The 21,441-nt window shown below is 39.0% G+C and carries 22 protein-coding genes; 17 read left to right on the top strand and 5 right to left on the bottom strand.

Annotated features, from left to right (window positions below; translation table 11 throughout):
• Window positions 1-82: 82 nt before the first annotated feature.
• The 3 genes from MHH73_RS21535 to MHH73_RS21525 form a co-directional block, all read right to left on the bottom strand.
• Complete coding sequence (locus tag MHH73_RS21535) at window positions 83-1,093, bottom strand: sensor histidine kinase (RefSeq protein WP_341069427.1); 1,011 nt, start codon at window positions 1,091-1,093, stop codon at window positions 83-85.
• 1 nt (window position 1,094) lies between these two features.
• Complete coding sequence (locus MHH73_RS21530) at window positions 1,095-1,781, bottom strand: response regulator transcription factor (protein WP_341069424.1); 687 nt, start codon at window positions 1,779-1,781, stop codon at window positions 1,095-1,097.
• A 102-nt stretch (window positions 1,782-1,883) separates the two neighbouring features.
• Window positions 1,884-2,219 carry a heme oxygenase gene (locus tag MHH73_RS21525; protein ID WP_191816937.1) on the bottom strand — a complete coding sequence of 112 codons (336 nt, stop codon included), beginning with the start codon at window positions 2,217-2,219 and terminating at the stop codon, window positions 1,884-1,886.
• A gap of 105 nt (window positions 2,220-2,324) precedes the next feature.
• Between MHH73_RS21525 and MHH73_RS21520 the strand changes: the two genes are divergently transcribed.
• From MHH73_RS21520 to MHH73_RS21460, 13 genes are all read left to right on the top strand, one after another.
• Window positions 2,325-2,999 (top strand): GntR family transcriptional regulator, encoded by a 675-nt coding sequence (locus MHH73_RS21520; RefSeq protein ID WP_341069421.1) that lies wholly within the window; start codon window positions 2,325-2,327, stop codon window positions 2,997-2,999.
• 376 nt (window positions 3,000-3,375) lie between these two features.
• On the top strand, window positions 3,376-3,798 hold the full coding sequence (gene phnG, locus MHH73_RS21515) for a phosphonate C-P lyase system protein PhnG (protein ID WP_341069417.1): 423 nt from the start codon (window positions 3,376-3,378) through the stop codon (window positions 3,796-3,798).
• A 13-nt stretch (window positions 3,799-3,811) separates the two neighbouring features.
• Window positions 3,812-4,402, top strand: a complete 591-nt coding sequence (gene phnH, locus MHH73_RS21510; RefSeq protein ID WP_341069415.1) for a phosphonate C-P lyase system protein PhnH — start codon at window positions 3,812-3,814, stop codon at window positions 4,400-4,402.
• Window positions 4,402-5,496, top strand: a complete 1,095-nt coding sequence (locus MHH73_RS21505; protein WP_341069412.1) for a carbon-phosphorus lyase complex subunit PhnI — start codon at window positions 4,402-4,404, stop codon at window positions 5,494-5,496. The genes phnH and MHH73_RS21505 overlap by 1 nt, the downstream gene beginning before the upstream one ends.
• Window positions 5,497-5,498: 2 nt before the next feature.
• Window positions 5,499-6,365 (top strand): alpha-D-ribose 1-methylphosphonate 5-phosphate C-P-lyase PhnJ, encoded by an 867-nt coding sequence (locus MHH73_RS21500; protein ID WP_341069410.1) that lies wholly within the window; start codon window positions 5,499-5,501, stop codon window positions 6,363-6,365.
• A complete protein-coding gene (locus MHH73_RS21495; protein ID WP_341069407.1) occupies window positions 6,358-7,197 on the top strand; it encodes an ATP-binding cassette domain-containing protein in 840 nt (279 codons plus the stop codon). The genes MHH73_RS21500 and MHH73_RS21495 overlap by 8 nt, the downstream gene beginning before the upstream one ends.
• Window positions 7,198-7,212: 15 nt before the next feature.
• Entirely contained in the window at window positions 7,213-8,418 is a 1,206-nt protein-coding gene (gene phnM, locus MHH73_RS21490) for a phosphonate metabolism protein PhnM (RefSeq protein ID WP_341069404.1), read from the top strand.
• Window positions 8,415-9,125, top strand: coding sequence for a phosphonate C-P lyase system protein PhnL (locus MHH73_RS21485; protein WP_341069401.1), 711 nt, complete (start codon window positions 8,415-8,417; stop codon window positions 9,123-9,125). The genes phnM and MHH73_RS21485 overlap by 4 nt, the downstream gene beginning before the upstream one ends.
• Window positions 9,122-9,955 carry a PHP domain-containing protein gene (locus MHH73_RS21480; protein WP_341069398.1) on the top strand — a complete coding sequence of 278 codons (834 nt, stop codon included), beginning with the start codon at window positions 9,122-9,124 and terminating at the stop codon, window positions 9,953-9,955. Before MHH73_RS21485 ends, MHH73_RS21480 begins: the two co-directional genes overlap by 4 nt.
• Before the next feature lie 118 nt (window positions 9,956-10,073).
• The gene (locus tag MHH73_RS21475; RefSeq protein WP_191816927.1) at window positions 10,074-11,099 is read left to right on the top strand and encodes a PhnD/SsuA/transferrin family substrate-binding protein; all 1,026 of its coding nucleotides are present in this window, start codon (window positions 10,074-10,076) and stop codon (window positions 11,097-11,099) included.
• Window positions 11,100-11,120: 21 nt separating this feature from the next.
• The gene (gene phnC / locus MHH73_RS21470) at window positions 11,121-11,882 is read left to right on the top strand and encodes a phosphonate ABC transporter ATP-binding protein (protein ID WP_191816926.1); all 762 of its coding nucleotides are present in this window, start codon (window positions 11,121-11,123) and stop codon (window positions 11,880-11,882) included.
• Window positions 11,879-12,682, top strand: coding sequence for a phosphonate ABC transporter, permease protein PhnE (gene phnE / locus MHH73_RS21465; protein WP_341069393.1), 804 nt, complete (start codon window positions 11,879-11,881; stop codon window positions 12,680-12,682). The genes phnC and phnE overlap by 4 nt, the downstream gene beginning before the upstream one ends.
• Complete coding sequence (locus MHH73_RS21460; protein WP_191816925.1) at window positions 12,682-13,521, top strand: ABC transporter permease subunit; 840 nt, start codon at window positions 12,682-12,684, stop codon at window positions 13,519-13,521. The genes phnE and MHH73_RS21460 overlap by 1 nt, the downstream gene beginning before the upstream one ends.
• Before the next feature lie 27 nt (window positions 13,522-13,548).
• Here the strand turns inward: MHH73_RS21460 and MHH73_RS21455 are convergent, their stop codons facing one another.
• Window positions 13,549-14,718, bottom strand: a complete 1,170-nt coding sequence (locus MHH73_RS21455; protein ID WP_341069873.1) for an MFS transporter — start codon at window positions 14,716-14,718, stop codon at window positions 13,549-13,551.
• 339 nt (window positions 14,719-15,057) lie between these two features.
• Here MHH73_RS21455 and MHH73_RS21450 point away from each other — a divergent pair, with 339 nt between their 5' ends.
• Together MHH73_RS21450 and MHH73_RS21445 are read left to right on the top strand one after the other, a co-directional pair.
• Window positions 15,058-16,347: an MFS transporter gene (locus MHH73_RS21450; protein ID WP_191816924.1), complete on the top strand. Its 1,290-nt coding sequence runs from the start codon at window positions 15,058-15,060 to the stop codon at window positions 16,345-16,347.
• Window positions 16,348-16,432: 85 nt separating this feature from the next.
• Window positions 16,433-17,422, top strand: coding sequence for an ornithine cyclodeaminase family protein (locus MHH73_RS21445; protein ID WP_341069387.1), 990 nt, complete (start codon window positions 16,433-16,435; stop codon window positions 17,420-17,422).
• 46 nt (window positions 17,423-17,468) lie between these two features.
• On the opposite strand, the gene MHH73_RS21440 is transcribed toward MHH73_RS21445, so the two are convergent.
• Window positions 17,469-18,956 carry a peptide MFS transporter gene (locus tag MHH73_RS21440; RefSeq protein ID WP_341069384.1) on the bottom strand — a complete coding sequence of 496 codons (1,488 nt, stop codon included), beginning with the start codon at window positions 18,954-18,956 and terminating at the stop codon, window positions 17,469-17,471.
• Between the two features lie 710 nt (window positions 18,957-19,666).
• On the opposite strand from MHH73_RS21440, the gene MHH73_RS21435 reads away from it, so the two are divergent.
• Together MHH73_RS21435 and MHH73_RS21430 are read left to right on the top strand one after the other, a co-directional pair.
• On the top strand, window positions 19,667-20,842 hold the full coding sequence (locus MHH73_RS21435) for a ParM/StbA family protein (RefSeq protein WP_191816409.1): 1,176 nt from the start codon (window positions 19,667-19,669) through the stop codon (window positions 20,840-20,842).
• A 10-nt stretch (window positions 20,843-20,852) separates the two neighbouring features.
• Window positions 20,853-21,434, top strand: coding sequence for a hypothetical protein (locus MHH73_RS21430; protein WP_191816408.1), 582 nt, complete (start codon window positions 20,853-20,855; stop codon window positions 21,432-21,434).
• Window positions 21,435-21,441: the final 7 nt, after the last annotated feature.

Below are 21,441 nucleotides of genomic sequence, written 5' to 3'. Positions count from 1 at the left end.
AAGCTTACCTACATTGTAAAGGGATGGAGAGACTTTCTCCTTCGATTCAACGAACAAAATATCATGAAGTGTGACATTATTGTCACTTCGTTGGCATTCTTATATTAACGAAATCATTCGTTTTAGGGAAAACAAGTGTTACGGTTGTCCCTTCATTCATGGTTGAGTTAACTTGAATGTTTATTTTTAATGTATTAGCTGCTTTTTTAGCTAAATAAAGACCCATTCCTGTGGCTGCATGTCCTATATGATCAGCGGTTGAAGTGAAGCCTTTGTCGAATATACGAGGTAAATCTTTCTGAGAAATGCCTTTCCCTTTATCTGAAATGGTGAGAACTTTAATGTCACCAAGTGCCTCCGATTCAATGGTAATATCGGTAGAGTGACTGTACTTGACTGCATTAGATAAAATTTGCCTAATGATAAAACCGAGCCATTTGCCATCACTTGTCACTTCTTTCACGGCGAGGTCGAGTTCAAAACCAATCCCTTTTTGCATGCACCAAGATTGCAAGTCTCGTATTTCCCTAAATAAAATTTCTTCAAGCGAAACCTTCTCGATATAGAGATCATTTTCTAAAGTTGGCATACGTTTATGGTGAAGCTGCTGATCAAGCAGTAAATGAATGCGTAGCCATTCGCTAGCTAATGCTGATTTCGAGCTTGGGTGCTCAAGGCGGTCAATGATGAGTTTCATTGCCGTTAAAGGGGTCTTTACCTCATGGATCCAACCCATTAATTCATCTTTCTCTTGTTCAATTTCTAAGTTGATTTGTTGGTTTTCCATCTCTAATTGCTGGGTTTGTTTCTTAAGACTAGCTTCAATGATTTTTTCAAAAGGTGAGCGACCCTCTTCTAAATAGTGAAGATCAAGTCCAGGTGCCCAATTTTTTAAGCGGCGATAGTATGAGACCTCTTTAATAAACCGCAGGAATAGAAAGATAATGAATATAACCAGTAGGATTGCAACCATATAAAGGGTCGAATACATGGATAATCCAGGATCAATATAAGCAAATACAATGATAAGCATGAGGGAGAAGAGGAAGAGGAGGATCCAACTTATCCGTTCTTTTAAAAAAGTGATCAACATATTAATAATCCTCTTCCATTGCCATATAACCTTGTCCTACCTTTGTATGGATATGTTTGCCTAAGTCGATTTCCTCGAGTCGCTTTCTTAGCCGATTCACATTAACTGTTAATGTGTTGTCACTAATAAAGCGCTCGTCATCCCAAAGCGCTTTAATGAGTTCATCGCGGCTTAATGTTTTATTTTTATGTTGAAGCAATTGCTTGAGAATAAACATTTCATTCTTCGTCAATGTAATCTGACCATGGTCGTTCGTAACGGTATACTTCTCATAGTCAATTTTGGCTCCGTACCATGTTTGCAGTGTCTGAAAATCGGCCGTATAGTTATAGGCTCTTCTTAATAAAGCTTGGATTTTCGCCACAAGTACGTCGAAATGAAAAGGCTTTTGCACGAAATCATCGGCCCCAAGTTGCATCGACATGACCATATCTGTCGGATGATCACGAGACGATAAGAAAATAATCGGTACGGTCGAATGGTTACGAATCATTCGGCACCAATGGAAGCCATCGTATTTTGGCAGTTGAATATCAATAATGACGAGATCAGGCTTAATATCTGTAAATCGTTCCATTACTTTTGAAAAATCATCAATGCCATTTACGTTAAATGACCATTGTTCTAATCTTTCTCTGATTTCGCGATATAAGCTTTCATCATCTTCTATTAGTAAGAGAGTAAACATCTTTTCACCACGCTTATTTTTCCTTATATTGTATAAGAATCACTAAGGGAGAACAACTTTATGAAAAAAAGAAGACCGTACAGCGACGATCTTCTACTTAACTTATTTTTCGATAGCTTCTACTGTTGTTGCTACTTTCCCGATAACGAGTTGGCTACCAAGCATCGGAGATTCCTTAGGCTCTTCCCCTTGTTTTGGTTCAGGGCGTTTATGTGCTTGTTTGAATATATCGCTTTCCTTCCAAGCTTGGAAGCTATCAAGATCTTCCCAATACATATTCACATTCAATTCATCATGTTCTTCTAAGTTTTGTGTAATAACGGTTTCCACTTTAACGAAACCTTTCATTTCTTGTAGAGGACCTGGCTTCGTGAAGTTAGGCGCTAATTTTTCAGCAAACCCTTTTTTCATTTTAATGCGATTCGTTACGACATACATTATGATTCCTCCTTTTTATTGACTATAATTTTATTATAAACTTACTTTCCTCAATTCTGAAATTAAAGCCCTTCATTTGCTAAAATAAAAGGAGAGGTGAGTGGGATGTCTAGTGAAGCGTTATTAATTGATGAATTATTGAAAAGAATCACTGCAGGGGAGTATCAGCTCAATGAAAAATTCCCATCTGAAAATCGATTAGCAGAAGAGTTTCAGTTGCCAAGAATAACGGTACGAAAAGCATTGCAGCATTTAGAAGGACGAGGATATCTTTACTCAGTCCGCGGAAAAGGGCGTTATCTGAAGCCCGAGTCAGAAGCGATTCATTTACACTTATCAGGTGGAGAAAGTTTTACCGATAAAATGCTTGCATCGGGCTATGATTTGAAAACGGTGAATTTATTTTCCCCAGATATTGAAATTAATCAAGAAAATCAAACATATATGTTGGCAAGACTTCGCTATATTAATGAGGAGCCCATCGCCATTCATCAATCGTATGTCAATGTAGAGGTTTTCCCTACTATTCAAAATGATGCACCTACAATTACATCCATGTTTGCCTATTACCGAGCACATGGCTTTCATCACTTTACAAATAACGGAGCAGTATTAAGCGTGCAATTCCCCTCGACCGATGAGCAAGAGTTGCTAAAATGCAATAATATCCTCCCACTCATTTGTTTAGAAAGTCAAACGGTATGCGAAGAAACCAAAAAAATACTAGAACGAACATGCATCCTTTATAGAAGCGATAAATTTAAGTATCGGCTCCGTTGAAATGGGGCCGATTGCTATTTAGAGAGGGGATAGAACGAATGAGGGCGGTGGAAAAGAAAGGATCACCGCACTCAGCGGAACTCCCTGGAAGGCAAAAGAGGCCCCCATCCTATGAAAAGAAACCACTAAGATAGAACCAACCACTAATTTCACTGACCAACTTAACAAACCCACCATCAACAAAGGCGCACTACTCCTAAACTACTATACTAACTGTGCAAAACCGCCCTTACCGCAATAGGTAAGGGCGGTTTGCATGCGGCGACATTCCAAATGTGTGCCCGATGTAAATCTTTATTTACACAATATTAAAAATAAATTAAAACACAACAGCTTGGCGCCAAGTTACGATGAACTTGCGAGAGGAGGTAGGGAGATGAATCGAAAAAGAAGAACGACGATTTTAGTGAAGGCCGGAACCACGTTGGCTCAGGAAATGGCAAGAGAAGTTACCGAAAATCACGAGGTAAAAGAAATAGTCGCGCCGAGAAACGGTTTAACGATGGTGAAGGTAAGAGAAACAGCAAAGCGTTCCCTATTTTATCTGGGGGAAGTATTAATGACAGAGACGATGGTAGAAATAGAGGGCATTATAGGCAAGGGAATGGTCATCGGTCTAGAAGAAGAGTGGTCTCGTGACCTTGCCATCATTGATGCTGCTTATAACGCAAAATTGCCGATCATTGCGAGATGGAATCAGCTTCTCCAAGCGAAAGAAGAAGCAATCATCAAACAGGAAAATAAAGAGCAGACACAATTAATGGAAACAAAAGTGTCCTTTGAAACGATGTCAATTTAAGGGAGTGAAAATCATGCCACTTGATTATGTCCATGACACACAAGCTGTTTTTCGCAAGGTAATGGATTGCATGGCCCAACCTGGTAAAACGAATAGTTTAGCAAAGCAAATGTGCCAAATCGACTTTCCAATCGATTGTTACCATTCTACCTTTTTAACGATGATGACATTACTCGATAGCGAGGCGACTTTTCATATTAAAGGGAACCATACGTCACTCGTCCAAAGAATAGCCCAATTGACATTAGCCAAGCATGTAGAGGAAAGTGAAGCCGATTTTATCATCATTACAGCTGATTTACCACAAGCGAGTCTAATAGACGCTATCCAATCGGCGAAAAAAGGTAGTTTAATAGACCCTCAACTTTCAGCCACCATCATTATTGAGACCTCAGAGTTGTCATCAGGACAAGAATGGCTATTATCAGGTCCAGGAATCAAAAAGGAAAAGCGTGTAAAGCTTGCTTATTCTCAGCGAATCAACCAAGCGCGAGAGGAAAAAAATAAAGAATTTCCGCTAGGAATCGATCTCGTGATAACGGACCAAGTAGGAAAGCTTATTTGTATACCAAGGACAACTGTAATTAGTGAGGTGAGTAAATAATGGGATATGTTGCCGTTAAAGGAGGGACAGAGGCTATCGAAGCCTCCATTGAACGCCTTCGTTATAACCGGCTGAAAGGCGAAAGACATATAGAAATTGAAACAATTCTTGCCACGATGAAAGGCTTAGTAGATCAGGTGATGTCTGAAGCTAGTCTGTATGCGCCTATGTTAGCTGCGCTGGCCATTAAACAATCGGAAGGGAATGTGGAGGAGGCTGTATTTACGCTGCGTGCCCATCGTTCGACATTACCACGCCTGTATTATAGCGAAGCAATCGAGACGGGAGATATGTGCATTTCAAGACGAATTTCTTCTAGTTTTAAAGATATCCCTGGTGGTCAAATATTAGGAGCAACGACGGATTATACCCATAGATTGTTAGATTTTGATTTATTAATAGAGAATCAACAAGAAGAGAAACAATGGTTGCAGCATTATAAGGAAAAAATCGCTCAGTGGGGAGAACAGCCATCATCACAAGTTTTTCCTAAAGTGGTGGAGTATTTAAGGAAAAACGGTCTTGTGCAAACGTATGTAGATGATAATCGCGAGCCTTTTGATGTGACCAAGAAGAGCTTGCAATTTCCTACCGATCGAAGTGCAAGATTGCAGACATTAACAAGAGGACAGACAGGTGCAGTTACTTCCCTGGGTTATGCTTCTATGCGGGGGTATGGTCAAGTGCATCCCAATGTAGGGGAGTTGAGGGTTGGTATGATACCTATTCACCTTTCATCTCAAAATGAAAGTGAGGAAGAGCAATATTATATAGGTGCCATTGAAGTGACAGAAGTTGAATCATTCGTGCCGGTAAAGGGCGTGAGTGAGGAAAGTGAAGAAGCCCTCGACTTTGAAATTGGCTATGGGATGTGCTATGGCCAAAACGAAACAAAGGCGATAGCGATGAGTATTTTAGATCAATGCTTACAGCACCCATCATCTGATTTTCCCACACATGACGAGGAGTTTGTCTTATTGCATATTGATTCTGTTGAATCGACAGGGTTCATTTCCCATTTGAAACTTCCTCATTATGTGACTTTCCAATCAAAGCTCGATCGGGCAAGAAAAGGACAGAAGGGAGAGGAATAACTATGACAAGACTCCATCATTTTGCTTTCTTTGATGAAGGCTCGAAAAAAGAGATTAGAAGAACGATTTTAAAAGCGATTAGCATTCCAGGTTACCAAGTCCCTTTTTCTTCTAGAGAGATGCCTATCGCTAGAGGATGGGGTACAGGTGGTTTACAGGTGACGCTAGCCATTATTGGCCAAGAGGATGTATTAAAGGTGATTGATCAAGGGTCAGATGAATCGGTTAATGCTGTTAATATCAAAAAACTAGTTGAAAAAACGACGGGCGTTACTATCACAGAAAATACAGCAGAAGCGACCATTATTCAATCAAGACACCGCATCCCTGAGCAGACTTTAACAGAAGGTCAAGTCCTCGTCTTACAGGTACCTGCGCCAGAACCATTACGGTCAGTGGAAAAGAGTGAAAGACAAACAAAAATTCTTCATGCAGAGGAAGAATATAGCGGTGCTTGGCTACAGTTATTTGAACAAATTATGAAATATGGCCAGACAAACACAGGTGCGGACCATCCTGTATATGTAGCGGGCCGTTATGTGATGGCACCAAGTCCTATCCCGCGATTTGATAATCATAAAATGAATCATTCAGAGGCACTTATTTTATTGGGAGCAGGGCGAGAAAAGAAAATCTATGCGGTTCCACCTTATACAGATGTCCGTTCATTAGCATTTGAAGATTACCCATTTACTGTCGAATCTTTCGCAGCACAAGCTTGTCATTTATGCGGGGCAACGGATACGTATTTGGATGAGATCATAGATGCAGACAAGGATAAAGTGTATTACCAATGTAATGATTCTCATCATTGTTTAGAACGAGTGAATGGAGCGATTGAAGGAAAAGGGGATATAAGCTATGCATGATGAACCCATCTTAAAAGTCCAGCGATTAGAAAAAGTATTTGGCAGAGGTTGTAGTCATTGTCAGCATGAAGATACGAGACAGTTAGAAAAGAATTTTTGCCCTTATTGTGGAACAGTGTATGCTTGTCGAAATATATCGTTTGAATTATTTCCTGGGGAAATTTTAGGGATTGTTGGCGAAAGTGGGAGTGGGAAATCTACACTTATGCAATGTTTGTATTTTGATGAGACTGCGACAGGTGGAGAAATGTTTATCAATCATGAAGATTTTAAGGGGAAAAACATTTTTGCTCTTTCTAATCAGCAAAAAAGAAATGTGCGCAATCATATTCTAGGTATGGTTTATCAAAATCCAACAAAAGGGTTGAAAATGAACTTTTCCTCTATTGGAAATATTGCTGAGAAACTTATTGCTGCAGGCAATCGCCATGTAGGTGAGATGGAGCGTGTCGGAATGGAATTGCTCGACAAAGTCCATATTCCCCTTTTTAGAATGAAGGAAGAACCAAAGCGGTTTTCAGGGGGGATGCAGCAGCGTGTACAAATTGCAAAAGCCCTTTCTAACTATCCTCCCATTCTTTTCTTAGATGAAGTAACAACAGGGTTAGACTTATCCGTGCAAGCCAGTGTTCTTGATTTAATTAAAACGATTCAACGTGAAATGGGTATCAGCATGATTGTGGTATCGCATGACTTAGCCGTCATTCGAATGCTAGCTGATCGGACAATGGTGATGTTAAACGGAGAAGTAATTGAAGCAGGGCTAACGGATCAAGTACTTGAAGATCCTCAAGACGCATACACGCAACAGCTTGTTTATTCGTTGTTATAAAAGAGGAGGGTGCATATGTATATCATTCATAACGGTGTGATTGTCCTTGAAGATAGAATGCTAGAAAAACATGCAGTATTAGTAGAAGACGACCGGATTAAGGCGATTGTAAAAGAAGATGAACTCACTTCTTTTACGAGTGTTGAAAGAATTGATGCAAATGGCGGTTATATTTCTCCAGGGTTTATAGATATTCACTCTGATTATATTGAGTCGATTATCTCGCCGCGACCGACAAGTATGATGAATGTCCAAATGGGCCTACGTGAAGCAGAGAAGATTCTGATTGGCCACGGGATTACAACGATGTTTCATTCACTTTCTTTCTACCGGGAGGATATTTTCACCCATAAGCCGATGCGCTTACCACAAAATGTACAGAAATTAGTCGAAGCGATTACGGAAACATCTGAGCAGCAACATCTGATTCGCCATCGTCTACATGCTCGATTTGAAATCGATAATCTTGATGGCATCGATTGTTTAGTAGAGAATCTTCGTTCAGGTAAAATTCACCTGCTATCTTTTATGGACCATACACCAGGCCAAGGTCAGTATCGCAATTTAGAAGTTTTTCGTGAAACGATGCGTGGTTATCGTGATTTAACAGAAAAAGAATTAAATCGTATTATCCAAGACCGCCTATCTTCAAAAGTGATGACGATTGACATGATGAAAGAGATTGCTGAATTAGCGATCAGAAAAGGGGTTAGCGTTGCTTCACATGATGATGACCATAAAAGTAAGATTGACCTCGTCCAATCCATTGGGACAACAATCAGTGAATTCCCCATTACATTAGAGGTTGCTAAAAAGGCGAAGCAGAGCGGTCTATATACAATCGTTGGGGCGCCTAATATCCTTTTAGGTGGCTCGCACTCAGGCAATTTATCCGCAGCGGAAGCGATTCGTCATCAATGTGCAGATATTTTATGCAGTGATTATTATCCATCGGCTTTACTCCATTCTATCTTTACACTTCATGAAAAGTATGGTCAGAACTTACTAGATATGTTCCAAATGGTCACTTCAAAGCCAGCGAAGGCAGTAAACCTTGATCATGAAATTGGTTCTATCAAACCTGGCTATAAAGCGGATTTACTTATCATTGAGAAATTGGATGATGGTTTTCCAACAGTTACGCTAACAATGGTTAACGGTGTTGTGATCACGACAACGAATTACCGAAAAAACAAGGCGATGGCGGAGGTAGTACGATGACATTTTTAAAAATTGAAGGTCTGAAGAAGAACTTTCAAATTGTGCATTTAAATCAGACGATTCATGCCGTGCAACAGTTGGACTTTTCAATGGAACAAGGTGAATTTGTCGGGATAACGGGCAAAAGTGGCAGTGGGAAATCAACGATATTAAAAAGCATTTATCGCACATATTTACCTGAGGCAGGGCGGATTTATTTTGACTCAGAGAAATATGGATGGCTGGATCTGCAAAAAGCATCAGAAAGGGAGATTATCTATTTACGAAAATATGAAATTGGGTATGTGTCACAATTCTTGAATGTGATGCCACGAACAACCGCCCGTGAATTAGTAGAGCAATCTGTTTTAGCGACGGGGCGGTCATTAATTGAAGCACAAAAAGAAGCAGAGAAAGTGCTCTCTCATTTTGAACTTGATCGCAAACTATGGGATACGTACCCAAATACGTTCTCAGGTGGGGAAAAGTTAAGGGTAAACATTGCCATCGCAGCCGTTAAAAAGCCAAGGCTACTGCTTTTAGATGAACCAACAGCAAGTCTTGATCAACAGTCCAAGCAAAAGGTGAAAGAAGTGATTCAAAAGTTAAAGGAAAGTGGGACGACATTGCTAGGGGTTTTTCATGATATCGAATTTATGGATGAATTATGTGATCATATTTTTGAAATGAGCCAGCAATCTTTCAAAAGGGCAGGGGCTGCTCTATGAGTAAGGCGGACTTACATGTTCATAGTCATTTTTCAGATGGTGCAGATTCCATTCAAATGGTTATGGAAAAAGCAGCAGCGGCTGGTATCACACATTTGAGCATCGTCGACCATGATACGGTAAAAGGGCAAGAGGAAGCCTTAAAATGGGCTGAAACCTATCAGATTCAGCTTATTCCTGGGATTGAAATTTCCGCATTTGATTTTAAAAGAAATCGAAAAGTACATGTACTAGGCTACCATTTTAATTCGAATAAAGGGCATATTGTGGCATTGTGTAATAAAGTACTGAAGCGCAGACAAGCCCATTCCATTTGGCAAATTGGGCAAATAAAAAAGCAAGGCATCCCTTTGTCTGTAAAAGAAATATCCCATATCGCCTCACCAAGCGAGACGATTTATAAGCAACATATTATGGCGGCCATTACGTCAGAACCTTTCGAATCAGAAGCATATAGAAAGTTATATCGTTCACTGTTTAAAGGAGGGGGAGTAGCTGCTTTCGATATTGCCTATGCGGACGTATATGATGCCATTCGAGCGATTAAAGCAGATGGTGGGTTTGCTGTGATTGCTCATCCCGGTCAACTTGATTCCTATGATCTGATTACAGAGCTTGTAGATAGTCAGGTCGGATTGGATGGTGTGGAGCGTATTCATCCTGATCATAGTGAAGTGGATCACCAAAGAATTGACACCCTTATGGAAAGATACGACCTTTTCATGACAGGTGGCTCCGATTATCACGGTGCATTTGGTTCATCTGTGCGTATGGGAGACTTTGATTCGCCTATGAACCGATTGTTAACTGATTATTTGGTTTGTAAATGATAAGTGAAAGCCAGTATATTTCGTGTAAAAAGACAGTAAATTCAGTCTTTTGCGTAAGGGATTGTGCTTAAATAAAAGTGAAATAAGCTAAATCGTATTTTAAGGGGAGTGAATGAGAATGGGTAAAAAATCATATGGTTGGTTGCTGCTTGTATTATTGGCTCTGTTACTTGGTGCTTGCTCAGAAGAAGGAAATAGCGAGGCTTCTGCAAGTGATGATGTTGTCGATATTGTTTGGTATCCAAGTGAATCAGGCTCAGATATGAAATCATCAAGAGATGACATTGGTGAGTTGATTGCTGAGGCAACAGGTCGTGAAGTGAAGCACCATTTAACAACGGATTATGCGATCTCTATTGAGACAATGGTAAATAATAATGCGGAGCTCGCATTTATGGGTGCACAAGGTTATATAGAAGCAAAAGAGCGTAATGAAGCTATTCAACCATTAGTCGTTTCAACAGGAGAATCAGGTACGTTGGACGATGCTGTTTACCATAGCTGGTTAGCTGTCAACGTTGATGATGTAGAAGACTATAAAGAAAATGGAGAGTTTTCTTTAGATACAATTGCCGATAAAAAAATGTCGTTTGTATCAAATAGTTCCACATCGGGATTTAAAGTACCTGCCTCTGATTTGATTGCCCATTTTAACGATAAAAGTTTAACAGAAGAAGATTTAATGGAAGGTGGTCCATTATTTTCACAAGTATTATTCGGGAATTCACATCAAGGCTCAGCGGTTAATTTGTTAAAGGGAAGTGCGGATGTAGCAGCTTTTTGTGATACATGTGTAGAAAATTATGTTGAACTTGTAGAAGGTGAAGCGAATCGTCCGGGGTCGATTTACCGCGTAAAAGATAATGCCGCTGAGCCATTTAGTCTTGTAAAAGGTAAGGAATTCGTGCTAATCAGTGTAACACCCGTCTTAAACGCACCATTTGTTGGCAATATCGAGCTTTTAGGTGAAGAGGTCTTCAAAAAGCTACAAGACTACTTATCAAGTGACGAAGTAGCAAACAATGAGAAAATCTTTGTTCCAGAGGATTCAGATCAATCTGCTTTATTCTTTAAGTCTGGGAAAGAAAGATTGGCGCCAGTGGATGATGAATGGTTTAACCCGATAAGAGAGCTATCTAAGTAATCTAAGAGGAGGCGGAGTCCTTTGGCATTATTAGAAATTAAGGCACTAAATAAATCCTATCAAAGCCAGCATGTACTAACAAATATCGATTTTACTGTTGAAACAGGCGAATTTTTATCGGTTATTGGTCCATCAGGAGCCGGAAAATCAACGTTACTGCGCTGCATCAATCGCTTGGTGGAAGCGGATAGTGGCGAAATCATTTTTAATGGGGAAAACATTCTTAAACTTGGCAGAAAGTCATTGAGAAAAGAAAGAGCCAATATCGGGATGGTCTTTCAACATTATAATCTTGTCCCACGTTTAACAGTTATCGAAAATGTACTTCATGGGCGCTTCGGATATAAGTCGACTTTACAAGGGATGCTCGGTGTTTTTAGTGAAGAAGAAAAAGAAAGAGCTTTCTACCTCCTAGAGAAGCTGGGAATCGTTGAACATGCGTATAAACGCTGTGACCAACTAAGTGGGGGACAACAGCAAAGAGTCGGGATATGCCGCGCACTCATCCAAGATCCGAAGCTCATTTTATGTGACGAACCTATTGCGTCATTAGATCCTCATTCTTCCAAGGTAATAATGGATTATTTGAAGTCTATTACAGAAGAATTGGGTATCACTTGTATCGTTAACCTTCATCAAGTTGAGGTAGCACAATCCTATTCGAATAGAATTATTGGTTTAAATAAAGGACATTTAGTTTTTAATGGGCCAAATAGACAATTGGACTCCCATTACATTGGAGAAGTCTATGGTATGGATACAAGAGAGCTTATAACGGTATGAAGAAGGCGAATATGTTAGCAGATCAAACACGATTAAGTAGAAAATGGCAACATATCTTCTTGCTAATCATCGTTTGTTGCTTCAATTGGATAGCGATTGAGATGGTGCAATTTGACTTTTATCAAAGCTTGTTATCTATTCCAACAGCAGGTTTATGGATGATTGAAAATTTATGGATTACAGCGGAAACTTGGCGTGAGTTTCCTGACATTATGTTGAAGTTGGTTGAAACCATTCTCATGTCAGTAGCTGCGACAACGATAGCGGCATTCATTTCTTTTTTCCTCGGAATAGCGGGGTCAACAACGACGAGGCGTAATGGTTTAATGGCGGGTTTATCCAGAGGAATAGCTTCTGTTGCGAGAAATATACCTGTCGTTGCATGGGCGTTAATTCTCCTACTCTCATTTGGACAAAACTCATTAACCGGATTTCTTGCTCTATTTGTCGGTACTGTTGGCTTCTTGACGAGAGCGTTTATGGAATCGATTGATGAAGTTGGCTTGAAGTCTTTTGAAGCATTAACGGCGACGGGAGCCACATATTTTCAAGTGATCTTTAAAGCTGTTATTCCACAAGCATTACCACAAATGTTGAGTTGGGTGTTGTTTATGATCGAAACGAATATAAGAAGCGCAACTTTAGTTGGTATACTGACAGGTACAGGTATTGGCTATACATTTGATCTGTATTATAAGACATTAAATTATGAAGCGGTTGCGCTGGTGACATTATTAATTATCCTTACAGTCATCGTCATAGAACTCACATCTAACCGTATCAGAAAGGTGATCTTATGATGGGAGTAGCCTATATAAAACGCAGTAAAACGGGTCGAATTAATATAAAAATTGGCAATAAGGTTGACTATACATTAAAAGCGATTATATGGTTTCTCGGCATTGTAACTGTTGCCGCTTTCCTTGTTTTTGACTATACCGGCTTTCATTTAACGTCCGCATTAAAGGAAACAGTGGCTAATTTACAGACGATGTTCCTTACGCCGGCTTTGACTCACTTTTCTTGGAGTGAAGCGTTTTATCAAGTGGGTGTTACTTTAGCATTAGCCGTTCTCTCGACAGTCATTGGAGCAGTAATTGCCTTTTTCCTTGCTTTATTATCAGCGGAAAACTTATCCAATCAAGCTGTAGCTAAAGTTATCAAAACATATGTCGCTTTCATACGTGCGGTTCCAACGGTTTTATGGGTTTTGATTTTTGCTATTGCAGCCGGTTTAGGAAGTACGGCAGCTGTTTTAGGGATGTTGTTCCACTCCGTAGCCTATTTGGTAAAAGCTTTCTCTGAATCATTTGAGGAAGTGGATAAAGGGGTGCTCGAAGCGTTACGGTCGACAGGCGCCGGCTGGTGGCAAACTGTTGTTCATGCTGTTTTACCATCTACAATGACTTATCTTTTATCATGGACATTTCTACGTTTTGAAATCAATTTTTCAGTCGCTGTTGCAATGGGGGCGGCCGCAGGGGCAGGCGGCATTGGTTTTGAACTCTTTATGGCATCGGGATTCTACTTTGATTTAAGAGAAGTTGGTTTTATTACTTATTGTATTCTCCTTGTTGCAATTATTTTAGAGGTTGCTTCGACACAACTCAAAAAACGCTATTTCCCAAGTCAACAGTAAAAGGCTGCCTTACATAGACAGCCTTTCTTACGCTTCAAAGCTTTTTTTACCAGGTGCTTTCATACGGTAAACTTGAAATAATAATAATGCACAAATGGAAAGAATGATTCCTGAAATATAAGGGAATCCAATCGAAACAGTAAATAATAACCCGCCGAGAGGAGGTCCGAGTATACGTCCTAAAGAATCAAAAGAGGATAAAAGCCCTGTTACATTGCCATGCGCTCCTTTTGCTGATTTTGTTAATAGACTTGACACTGCAGGCCTTATTGCGCCATTGCCCATTCCGAAAATCGTAAGGAAGATTGCTGCGGTTAAGAAATTATCTAATGTTAAAATAAGCCCCATACCAATCACACTGACGATTATGCCCCCTTGAATAACTGCTCCTTCTCCATATTTCTTAGAAAGCTTCCCGACTAATCCGCCTTGAACAAGAGCAGAGCCGAAGCCCATAATCATAAAAATGATACCTAACTCTGTTGGTTGTAGCCCTGCTTTTTGTGAAGCAAAATAAGCAAAGGTAGCCTCTAATCCTGCAAGAGATAGGGATACAAACAGATTCAAGATAAATAAAATGGAGGTCGTGCCTTTAAACGCTTCCCAAAAAGGAGGACGCTCTCTGCTTTCGCCTGGACCTGTGGCAGGTAACGATTCTTTTAAAACAAAAAGGACGAAAAGACTTGTAATGAGTGAGAGAGAACCTGCTACATAAAAGGGAGTACTTAAACTTGCTTGAGAAAATATCCCCCCTATTGCTGGGCCAAATATAAAGCCTAAACCTGTTGCAGCGCCAATCATCCCCATTCCTTTCGCACGATCTTCCTCTGTCGTGATATCTGCAACATAAGCCATTGCTGTTGGCATATTCGCTGCAGACAGCGTTCCTCCAATGATACGGGCGACAAATAACATCCATAATTCACTAGATAAAGCCATTAGGAAGAATGAAAGTGAGAGACCTAATATGCCGATGAGCATCACTGGTTTCCGGCCATAACGGTCAGATACACGTCCCCATAAGGGTGCGAAAATAAATTGCATAAGTGAATAAACGGCCATTAATAAACCTAATTGCGAAGGGTTTGCCCCAATTTCTTCTGCATAGAATGGTATAACCGGAATAATGACACCAAATCCGGACATAACGAGAAACATTACAGCAAACAGGATAGGTAAAGCTTTTTTCTTTTCGATCACAAAAGTCACTCCAATACTGATAACAACTCTATAACATAAATATCATAAGGGCAGAGAAAAAGAAAGGGCTGTAGAAAACAAAGTCCTATACCCTATTATGTCCAGTTATGAAGGATTTAGTGCAGATTATAAGAAGTATCTTTTGTTTATTATTCTTATAAAGTGATTTGGCAGGGAAATCTTTTACTAGCATAACTTTTAGAACAATCATCTTCAATGAACTGTTTATAAAGACAGGAAAACTTTTTTTAGAAAACTATAGCTTTTTTTGCATAAATATACTATTATATTGAAAATGCAATATTTAGATATTTCTTATAATTAGGAGGTGCTAGAATGAGTAAAGCGCAAAATAGAAAAGTATTAATTGCTAGCCTTGTGGGAAGCTCGATTGAATGGTTTGATTATTTTCTCTATGGTACGGTTGCTGCTCTTGTATTTAATGAATATTTCTTCCATAGTGATAACCCAACCGTCGGCTTATTGTTAGCATACGCTTCATTTGCGTTAGCATTTTTTATTCGTCCACTAGGTGGTGTAATCTTCAGCCATATTGGTGATAGGGTAGGTAGAAAGAAAACATTAGTATTAACATTAACCATTATGGGTGGATCTACTGTCTTAATGGGCTTCTTGCCAACGTATGAAACGATTGGTGTCATGGCACCTATCCTCTTGATTATTCTTCGCCTTATCCAAGGAATTGGACTTGGAGGAGAGTGGGGTGGAGCGGTGTTATTAGCTGTAGAATATGCGCCAAAGGAAAAACGTGGATTATTCGGTAGTGTCCCACAAATGGGAGTAACGATCGGTATGCTCCTTGGAACTATCGCGCTGTCTATTATGACATTATTACCTGAAGAGCACTTTCTATCATGGGGTTGGCGTGTTCCTTTTATCATGAGTGCATTACTTGTCTTCTTTGGTCTTTGGATTCGTAAAGGAATCGATGAAACACCATCGTTTAAAAAGGCACAAGAAAGTGGAGAAATTGCTAAAATACCAATCGTTGAAACATTTAAAACATCTTGGAGAGAAGTACTTATTTCTGTAGGCGCAAAAGTAGTAGAAACCGCACCATTTTATATTTTCGGTACGTTTATCGTTTCATACGCTACTAGCGAATTAGGGTTTTCAAGGACAGCGACGCTAAATGCTGTGACAGTAGGAACAATTGTAACAACTATTCTTATTCCTATCATGGGGAGTCTTTCTGATAAGATCGGTAGGAAGAAACTTTATATTGGTGGTACACTAGCAATGGCTGTTTTTGCTTTCCCTTATTTTTGGATGTTACAGCAAGGAACTGTAACGTGGCTTGTCATTGCAACTGTATTAGGATTAGGGATTGTCTGGGCACCGATTACAGCCGTGTTAGGAACAATGTTCTCAGAAATCTTTAAATCAAATGTCCGTTATACAGGTATTACCTTAGGTTATCAAATTGGTGCTGCGGTAGCAGGTGGAACAGCGCCATTAATCGCTACTGCACTACTGGCCTATTTTGATGGTTCTTATGTACCAGTGGCTTTGTATATTATATTATGTGCTGCGATTTCTCTCATTGCAATGATCGCTGTACGTGAAAAGAGTAAACAAGAATTAGATCAAGATGTCGCCATGTAGGAGATTGTTTATTTTAAAAAGCTCGGTACGTTATCCGTATCGAGCTTTATGAGATGTGGTCAATAGTTGTAAGGGAGATGTGTTTATGCTTGTTTTATCAGAGAAAGAAATAAAAACATTATATGTCATGAAAGATGCGATTGAAGATATGGAAACAGCACTTGTTGCTTATCATCAAGGGAAAATAACGAGTCCTCAAAGGACTGTTTTAGATATCCCTGAAAAAAAAGCATCGGCATTATATATGCCTAGTGCGATGGAGACAATGAAGAAAGCTGCAGTAAAAATAGTCACAATCTTTCCTGAGAATCCTAAAGAAGGGTTAAAAACAACTCAAGGTGTGATCTTGTTATCAGATACAGAAAACGGTACACACGTGGCTTGTCTGAATGCATCTTATTTAACCAGATTAAGAACGGGAGCGCTTAGTGGCGTCGCAACAAAATACTTAGCAAAAAAAGAGGCAAGGTCTGTGGCTGTGCTTGGTTGTGGTGCAATGGCAGAAGAGCAACTACAAGCTGTATGCGAAGTTAGAAATATTGATCATATCTATTTATATAACCGTACGAGGGAAAGAGCCGAGCGCTTTGCTAAACGAATGAGAGAGATCCTGCCAAATTATAAAGGGAAAGTGGAAGTTGTAGCAGATCCTGATGATGCTGTGAAACAGTCTGATATTGTCAATTGTAGTACACGTGCAGTAGAGCCAATCTTCAAAGGGTCTAGTTTGCAACAAGGAGCACATATCAATGGCATTGGATCTTATTTACCTAATATGCGTGAAGTGGATGTAGAAACATTAAAACGAGCGAGTAAAGTGGTTGCTGATACGATAGAAGGTGTAAAAGAAGAAGCGGGAGACTTTATTATTCCTAATGAAAAAGGTGATTGGCATTTTGATGAGCTACATGGAGAGCTTACAGAATTAGCAGCACATACCATTATGGGAAGAGAATCAGACGAAGAAATTACTTTCTTCAAATCCGTAGGAGCTGCTTATTTTGACTTAGCAGCGGCAGCAGCTGTATATGATAAAGCGAAAAAACAAGGAATAGGTACAGAAGTAGAGGTTTAAACGAAAAAAAGATGAACCATCGTATAGGTTCATCTTTTTTAGGAATTTATTTAATTCCTCGCATTTTTTTCTGGATTTTTGGTGCAACCAAGAAAAGAACGATTGAAAGCACAATGGATAAACCACCAATAATACCGAAGTAAAGTACTTCTGTATCAGCTGAATAAAATCTAACTACTTGTGCATTGATAGCCTGAGCTGCTGCACTTGCTAAGAACCAAAGGCTCATTGTTTGTGCAGAGAATGCAGTAGGAGCAAGTTTTGTCGTTGCTGATAAACCAACTGGTGATAAACAAAGTTCACCAAGTACAACAATAAAATAGCTTAATACTAACCAAAGTGGGCTTACTAATGCACCTTCTGTCGCGAAATATCCAGGTACAAGGATAACGATAAAAGAAAGACCTGCAAATAGTAATCCGAGAGAGAACTTTTGTGGAATCGTAGGTTGACGATCACCAAGCTTCACCCATAACCAAGCAAACATTGGTGCCAATACAATAATGAATAAAGGATTAAGAGATTGGAACCATGCTGGAGAAATAGTGATGCCCATAAATTCTAAATCCGTACGATTGTCTGCATAGCTGGCTAAGATTGTTGAACCTTGCTCTTGAATGGCCCAAAACATAACTGCTGCAATAAACAAAGGTATGTAGGCAATTAATCTTGAGCGTTCCACATCTGTCGTTTTCTCACTTTTGTACATAACAGTAAAGTAAACGATTGGAATTCCTACTCCTAAAATTCCGACAATAAAGACAAGACTGTCAAATGTTAAATATCCAGTAGGAATACCTACAGCGATTAGAATAGCAACAATAAGAGTACCTATTCCTATTTGTGTAAATACTCGTTTCTTTTCATGTGGTGCTAATGGGTTAGGCACTTGAGTTCCTGCTAGACCTAAATACTTTTTCTTAGTTACTTGGAAAGTGACTAATCCAACAAACATACCAACCGCAGCCACACCAAATCCAAGATGGAAACTTGTATCCATTAGTGAACCAACGATTAGAGGAGCAAGGAAACCACCAAGGTTAATCCCCATATAGAAAATACTGAACCCTGCATCGCGGCGACTATCGCTTTCGCTGTATATATCACCTACGACACTTGATACATTAGGCTTTAATAACCCTGTTCCCAAAACAATTAATACCATGGATACAAAGAACATGGCAATGCTTCCAGGAATAGCTAATGCGATATGTCCAAGCATAATTAGGATTCCGCCATAGAAAATAGCTTTAGAAGTACCAAATATTCTGTCAGCGAACCAACCGCCAATGATTCCAGACATGTAAACAAGTGAACCATATATAGACATTATAGATAAAGCCGTCGTTTGACTAAGCCCTAAACCGCCTTGTGAAACTTCATAATACATGTAGAAAACAAGGATGGCTCTCATTCCGTAGTAGGAAAAGCGCTCCCAAAATTCAGTGAAAAATAGTGTGAATAAACCTTTAGGATGTCCAAAAAATCCCTTCTGAGGCACACTATCGACAATGCGTTGTTTGTCGTCAGACATTTAATTTCCTCCTTTTTTTACTTATACTATAATAATGTTTTTCAGATTTTTGTCAAATCAAAGATAAGTATAATTTGGCTATAGAAACGTATAAATATTGATTTAATGGGGTTGGCCTGCTTTTAAAAAATTATATCAAGATTATATAGATAATTAAACGATTATCTTTTGAGCGTACAAGTATATTAAATGGAACTTAATTCGAAAGTCTAATCAGAATGTTTAAATTTAATGGGATTTGGTAGTTATTTGTTTCGAAGGCCTTCTAACGGATCTGTAAATCATTGATAGTATTTTCCGCTTGAATGATTCTCATACTTTTCATTTATTCACTCTCTAACCTGTCTTATTGGCATGATGTGTAGCGGTCCCTTTAATAGCAAATAGTGGGTAAGAAGATGGGTGTTTACATGTATTCAATTTCCGTATGCGTGTAAACGAAATAAGCATACAAGTTTACATTATTGTTTTCTTTTGACTGTTTAAATGTGTGCAAGTATGCAAAAGTGTATACATGTTGATATATAAAGATGTATGCTTTTTATGTTTTCTTGTAAACATTAAAGTATACAGGTATACGAAATTTTGCTGTTTGTTTACGTTTTTACGATTTGGTAACTTTTCTCCCTCTTTCATTGCTTATTACTTCATTCTCTATTACTCTTAAACTATTAACTCAAATATATGAGAATGAAAGGGTTGGATCAGAGATGACGAATGCAAGAATTGCGGCTGTCGATGTTGGTAATGATTCGCTTAAAGCTATTTTTGGTAAGGTAGAGAACGAGCTTAATTTACCGAATGTCGTAGCAAGAGATATTGAGGATAGACCAGTCATTGGAATTGAAGAGCTAAATAGTAAGGATCCGCTAGATGGCATACATATTCGTGTCCACTCCCCTGCTTTGAAAGAGAATAATGCAATCTATCGTGTTGGACATTTAGCAACCAAAAGTGATAACGCATCAGAGCTTGATCCAGGCAGCAGTAAATCAGAAGAAGATCAAACGTTGGTCATGTTATTTACTGCGTTAGCATTGGATGCGGTTAATGAAGAAAAGGGCGCTGCATTTAAGAGATCTGGTAATGTGGTTGATGCGAATTATTTATTAGGTACAGGACTTCCATTGAGAGAAGCAAAAGAAGGTAAGGATTCGGGTTATCGATCTAAATTAATGGGGTCTGTTCACCAAGTCGAATTTTTAATTACTCCTAAATATCAAGGGGTGAAGGTCAATATTAAATTTGATGATGTCAAAGTATATCCTGAAGGTTTTGCTGCTTTCATTAATTTGGTGATGGACAATCAATTAAATATTATTAATAAAGACTTAATAGATAAACGCATACTTATTCAAGATATTGGTGGTTTATCAACAGATATCGCAGTCATTAAAGATCGAAATGTGGATGATGATAAAGCTCAAGGCTTTAATTTAGGTGTGTCTGAATCTTTAGAAGCGATTAGAGAAGAAATAAGATCAAAACATGGTATAGAGCTTGATAGTCGCCGCGATGTAGTGGAGATTATTACAAGAAAAAACAACCGCAACCATATTATGGTTAAAGGTAGCCGCACAAGTGTACATGACATTACAGATCGTATTCTTTTAGACTTAGCGAAGAAGCAATATCGTTTATTAAGAAACGTATGGCAAAAAAATTCGCAAACTGAAATATGCTATTTTGTTGGTGGTGGCTCCATCGTCCTAAAGGATTACCTCAAAACTTTGAATAATAATTTAGATGGTTTTAACATCGACTTTTTTGAAGATGAAAAAGAAAGCATTTGGATGATGGCGAATGCCTATTATAAATTGGTTGCAGATTATGCAAGAAGATCAAATAAAGATAAGCAGGATAAGAAACCTGTTAAATCAAACTAGGTGAGTTTTGATGAAAAAACCAGCTTCTTCGGAATTGAAAAGGGGTCAGTCAATTTCATTCCGAATACCATCTGATACACCAGATTATCTACTAAAAGAGCTACAAAGGTTAAAAACAACAGAGAGAAGAAATTTTTCTAGTAAGGTTGCGGAAATTGTCCTTGCTGGAGTGAATCAAAATAAGAGTAATGAGAGAGAAGCTATTACGATTCCACTTCCGAAACATTTAACAAAGGTTCAAAAGGATTGGCTAAAACACGAGCATTCTGAGGCATTACTCGGAAGTATTGTGTATCAGCTTATTTCCGACCCGCTCAGAGCTACAGCATTATTAGCTTCCTTAAATAGTGGCTCAGCTAATATTGATGAAGCATTATATTTGCAGGAAGAATCAGGCACTCGTCCTGTTGATGAATGGCAGGAAACTGCTGCTGCGGAAGAATCTACTGACGATGCGACGTTTGAAGATGAACTAGATAGTTTCGATTGGAATCAAGCGAAGAAAAACGAACCAGAATCACATAAGAAGGAAGAAGCCGAAGAAGATATTGATGATTTATTAGGTGGTTTTTTGTCACATATGAATAAATAGCAGAAAG

Origin of the sequence: Cytobacillus sp. FSL K6-0265 (assembly GCF_038003465.1) — a bacterium.
Lineage (GTDB): Bacteria > Bacillota > Bacilli > Bacillales > Cytobacillaceae > Cytobacillus > Cytobacillus stercorigallinarum.
Note: the sequence above shows the minus strand (reverse complement) of the source record. Positions and strands in the feature narration are given on the sequence as shown.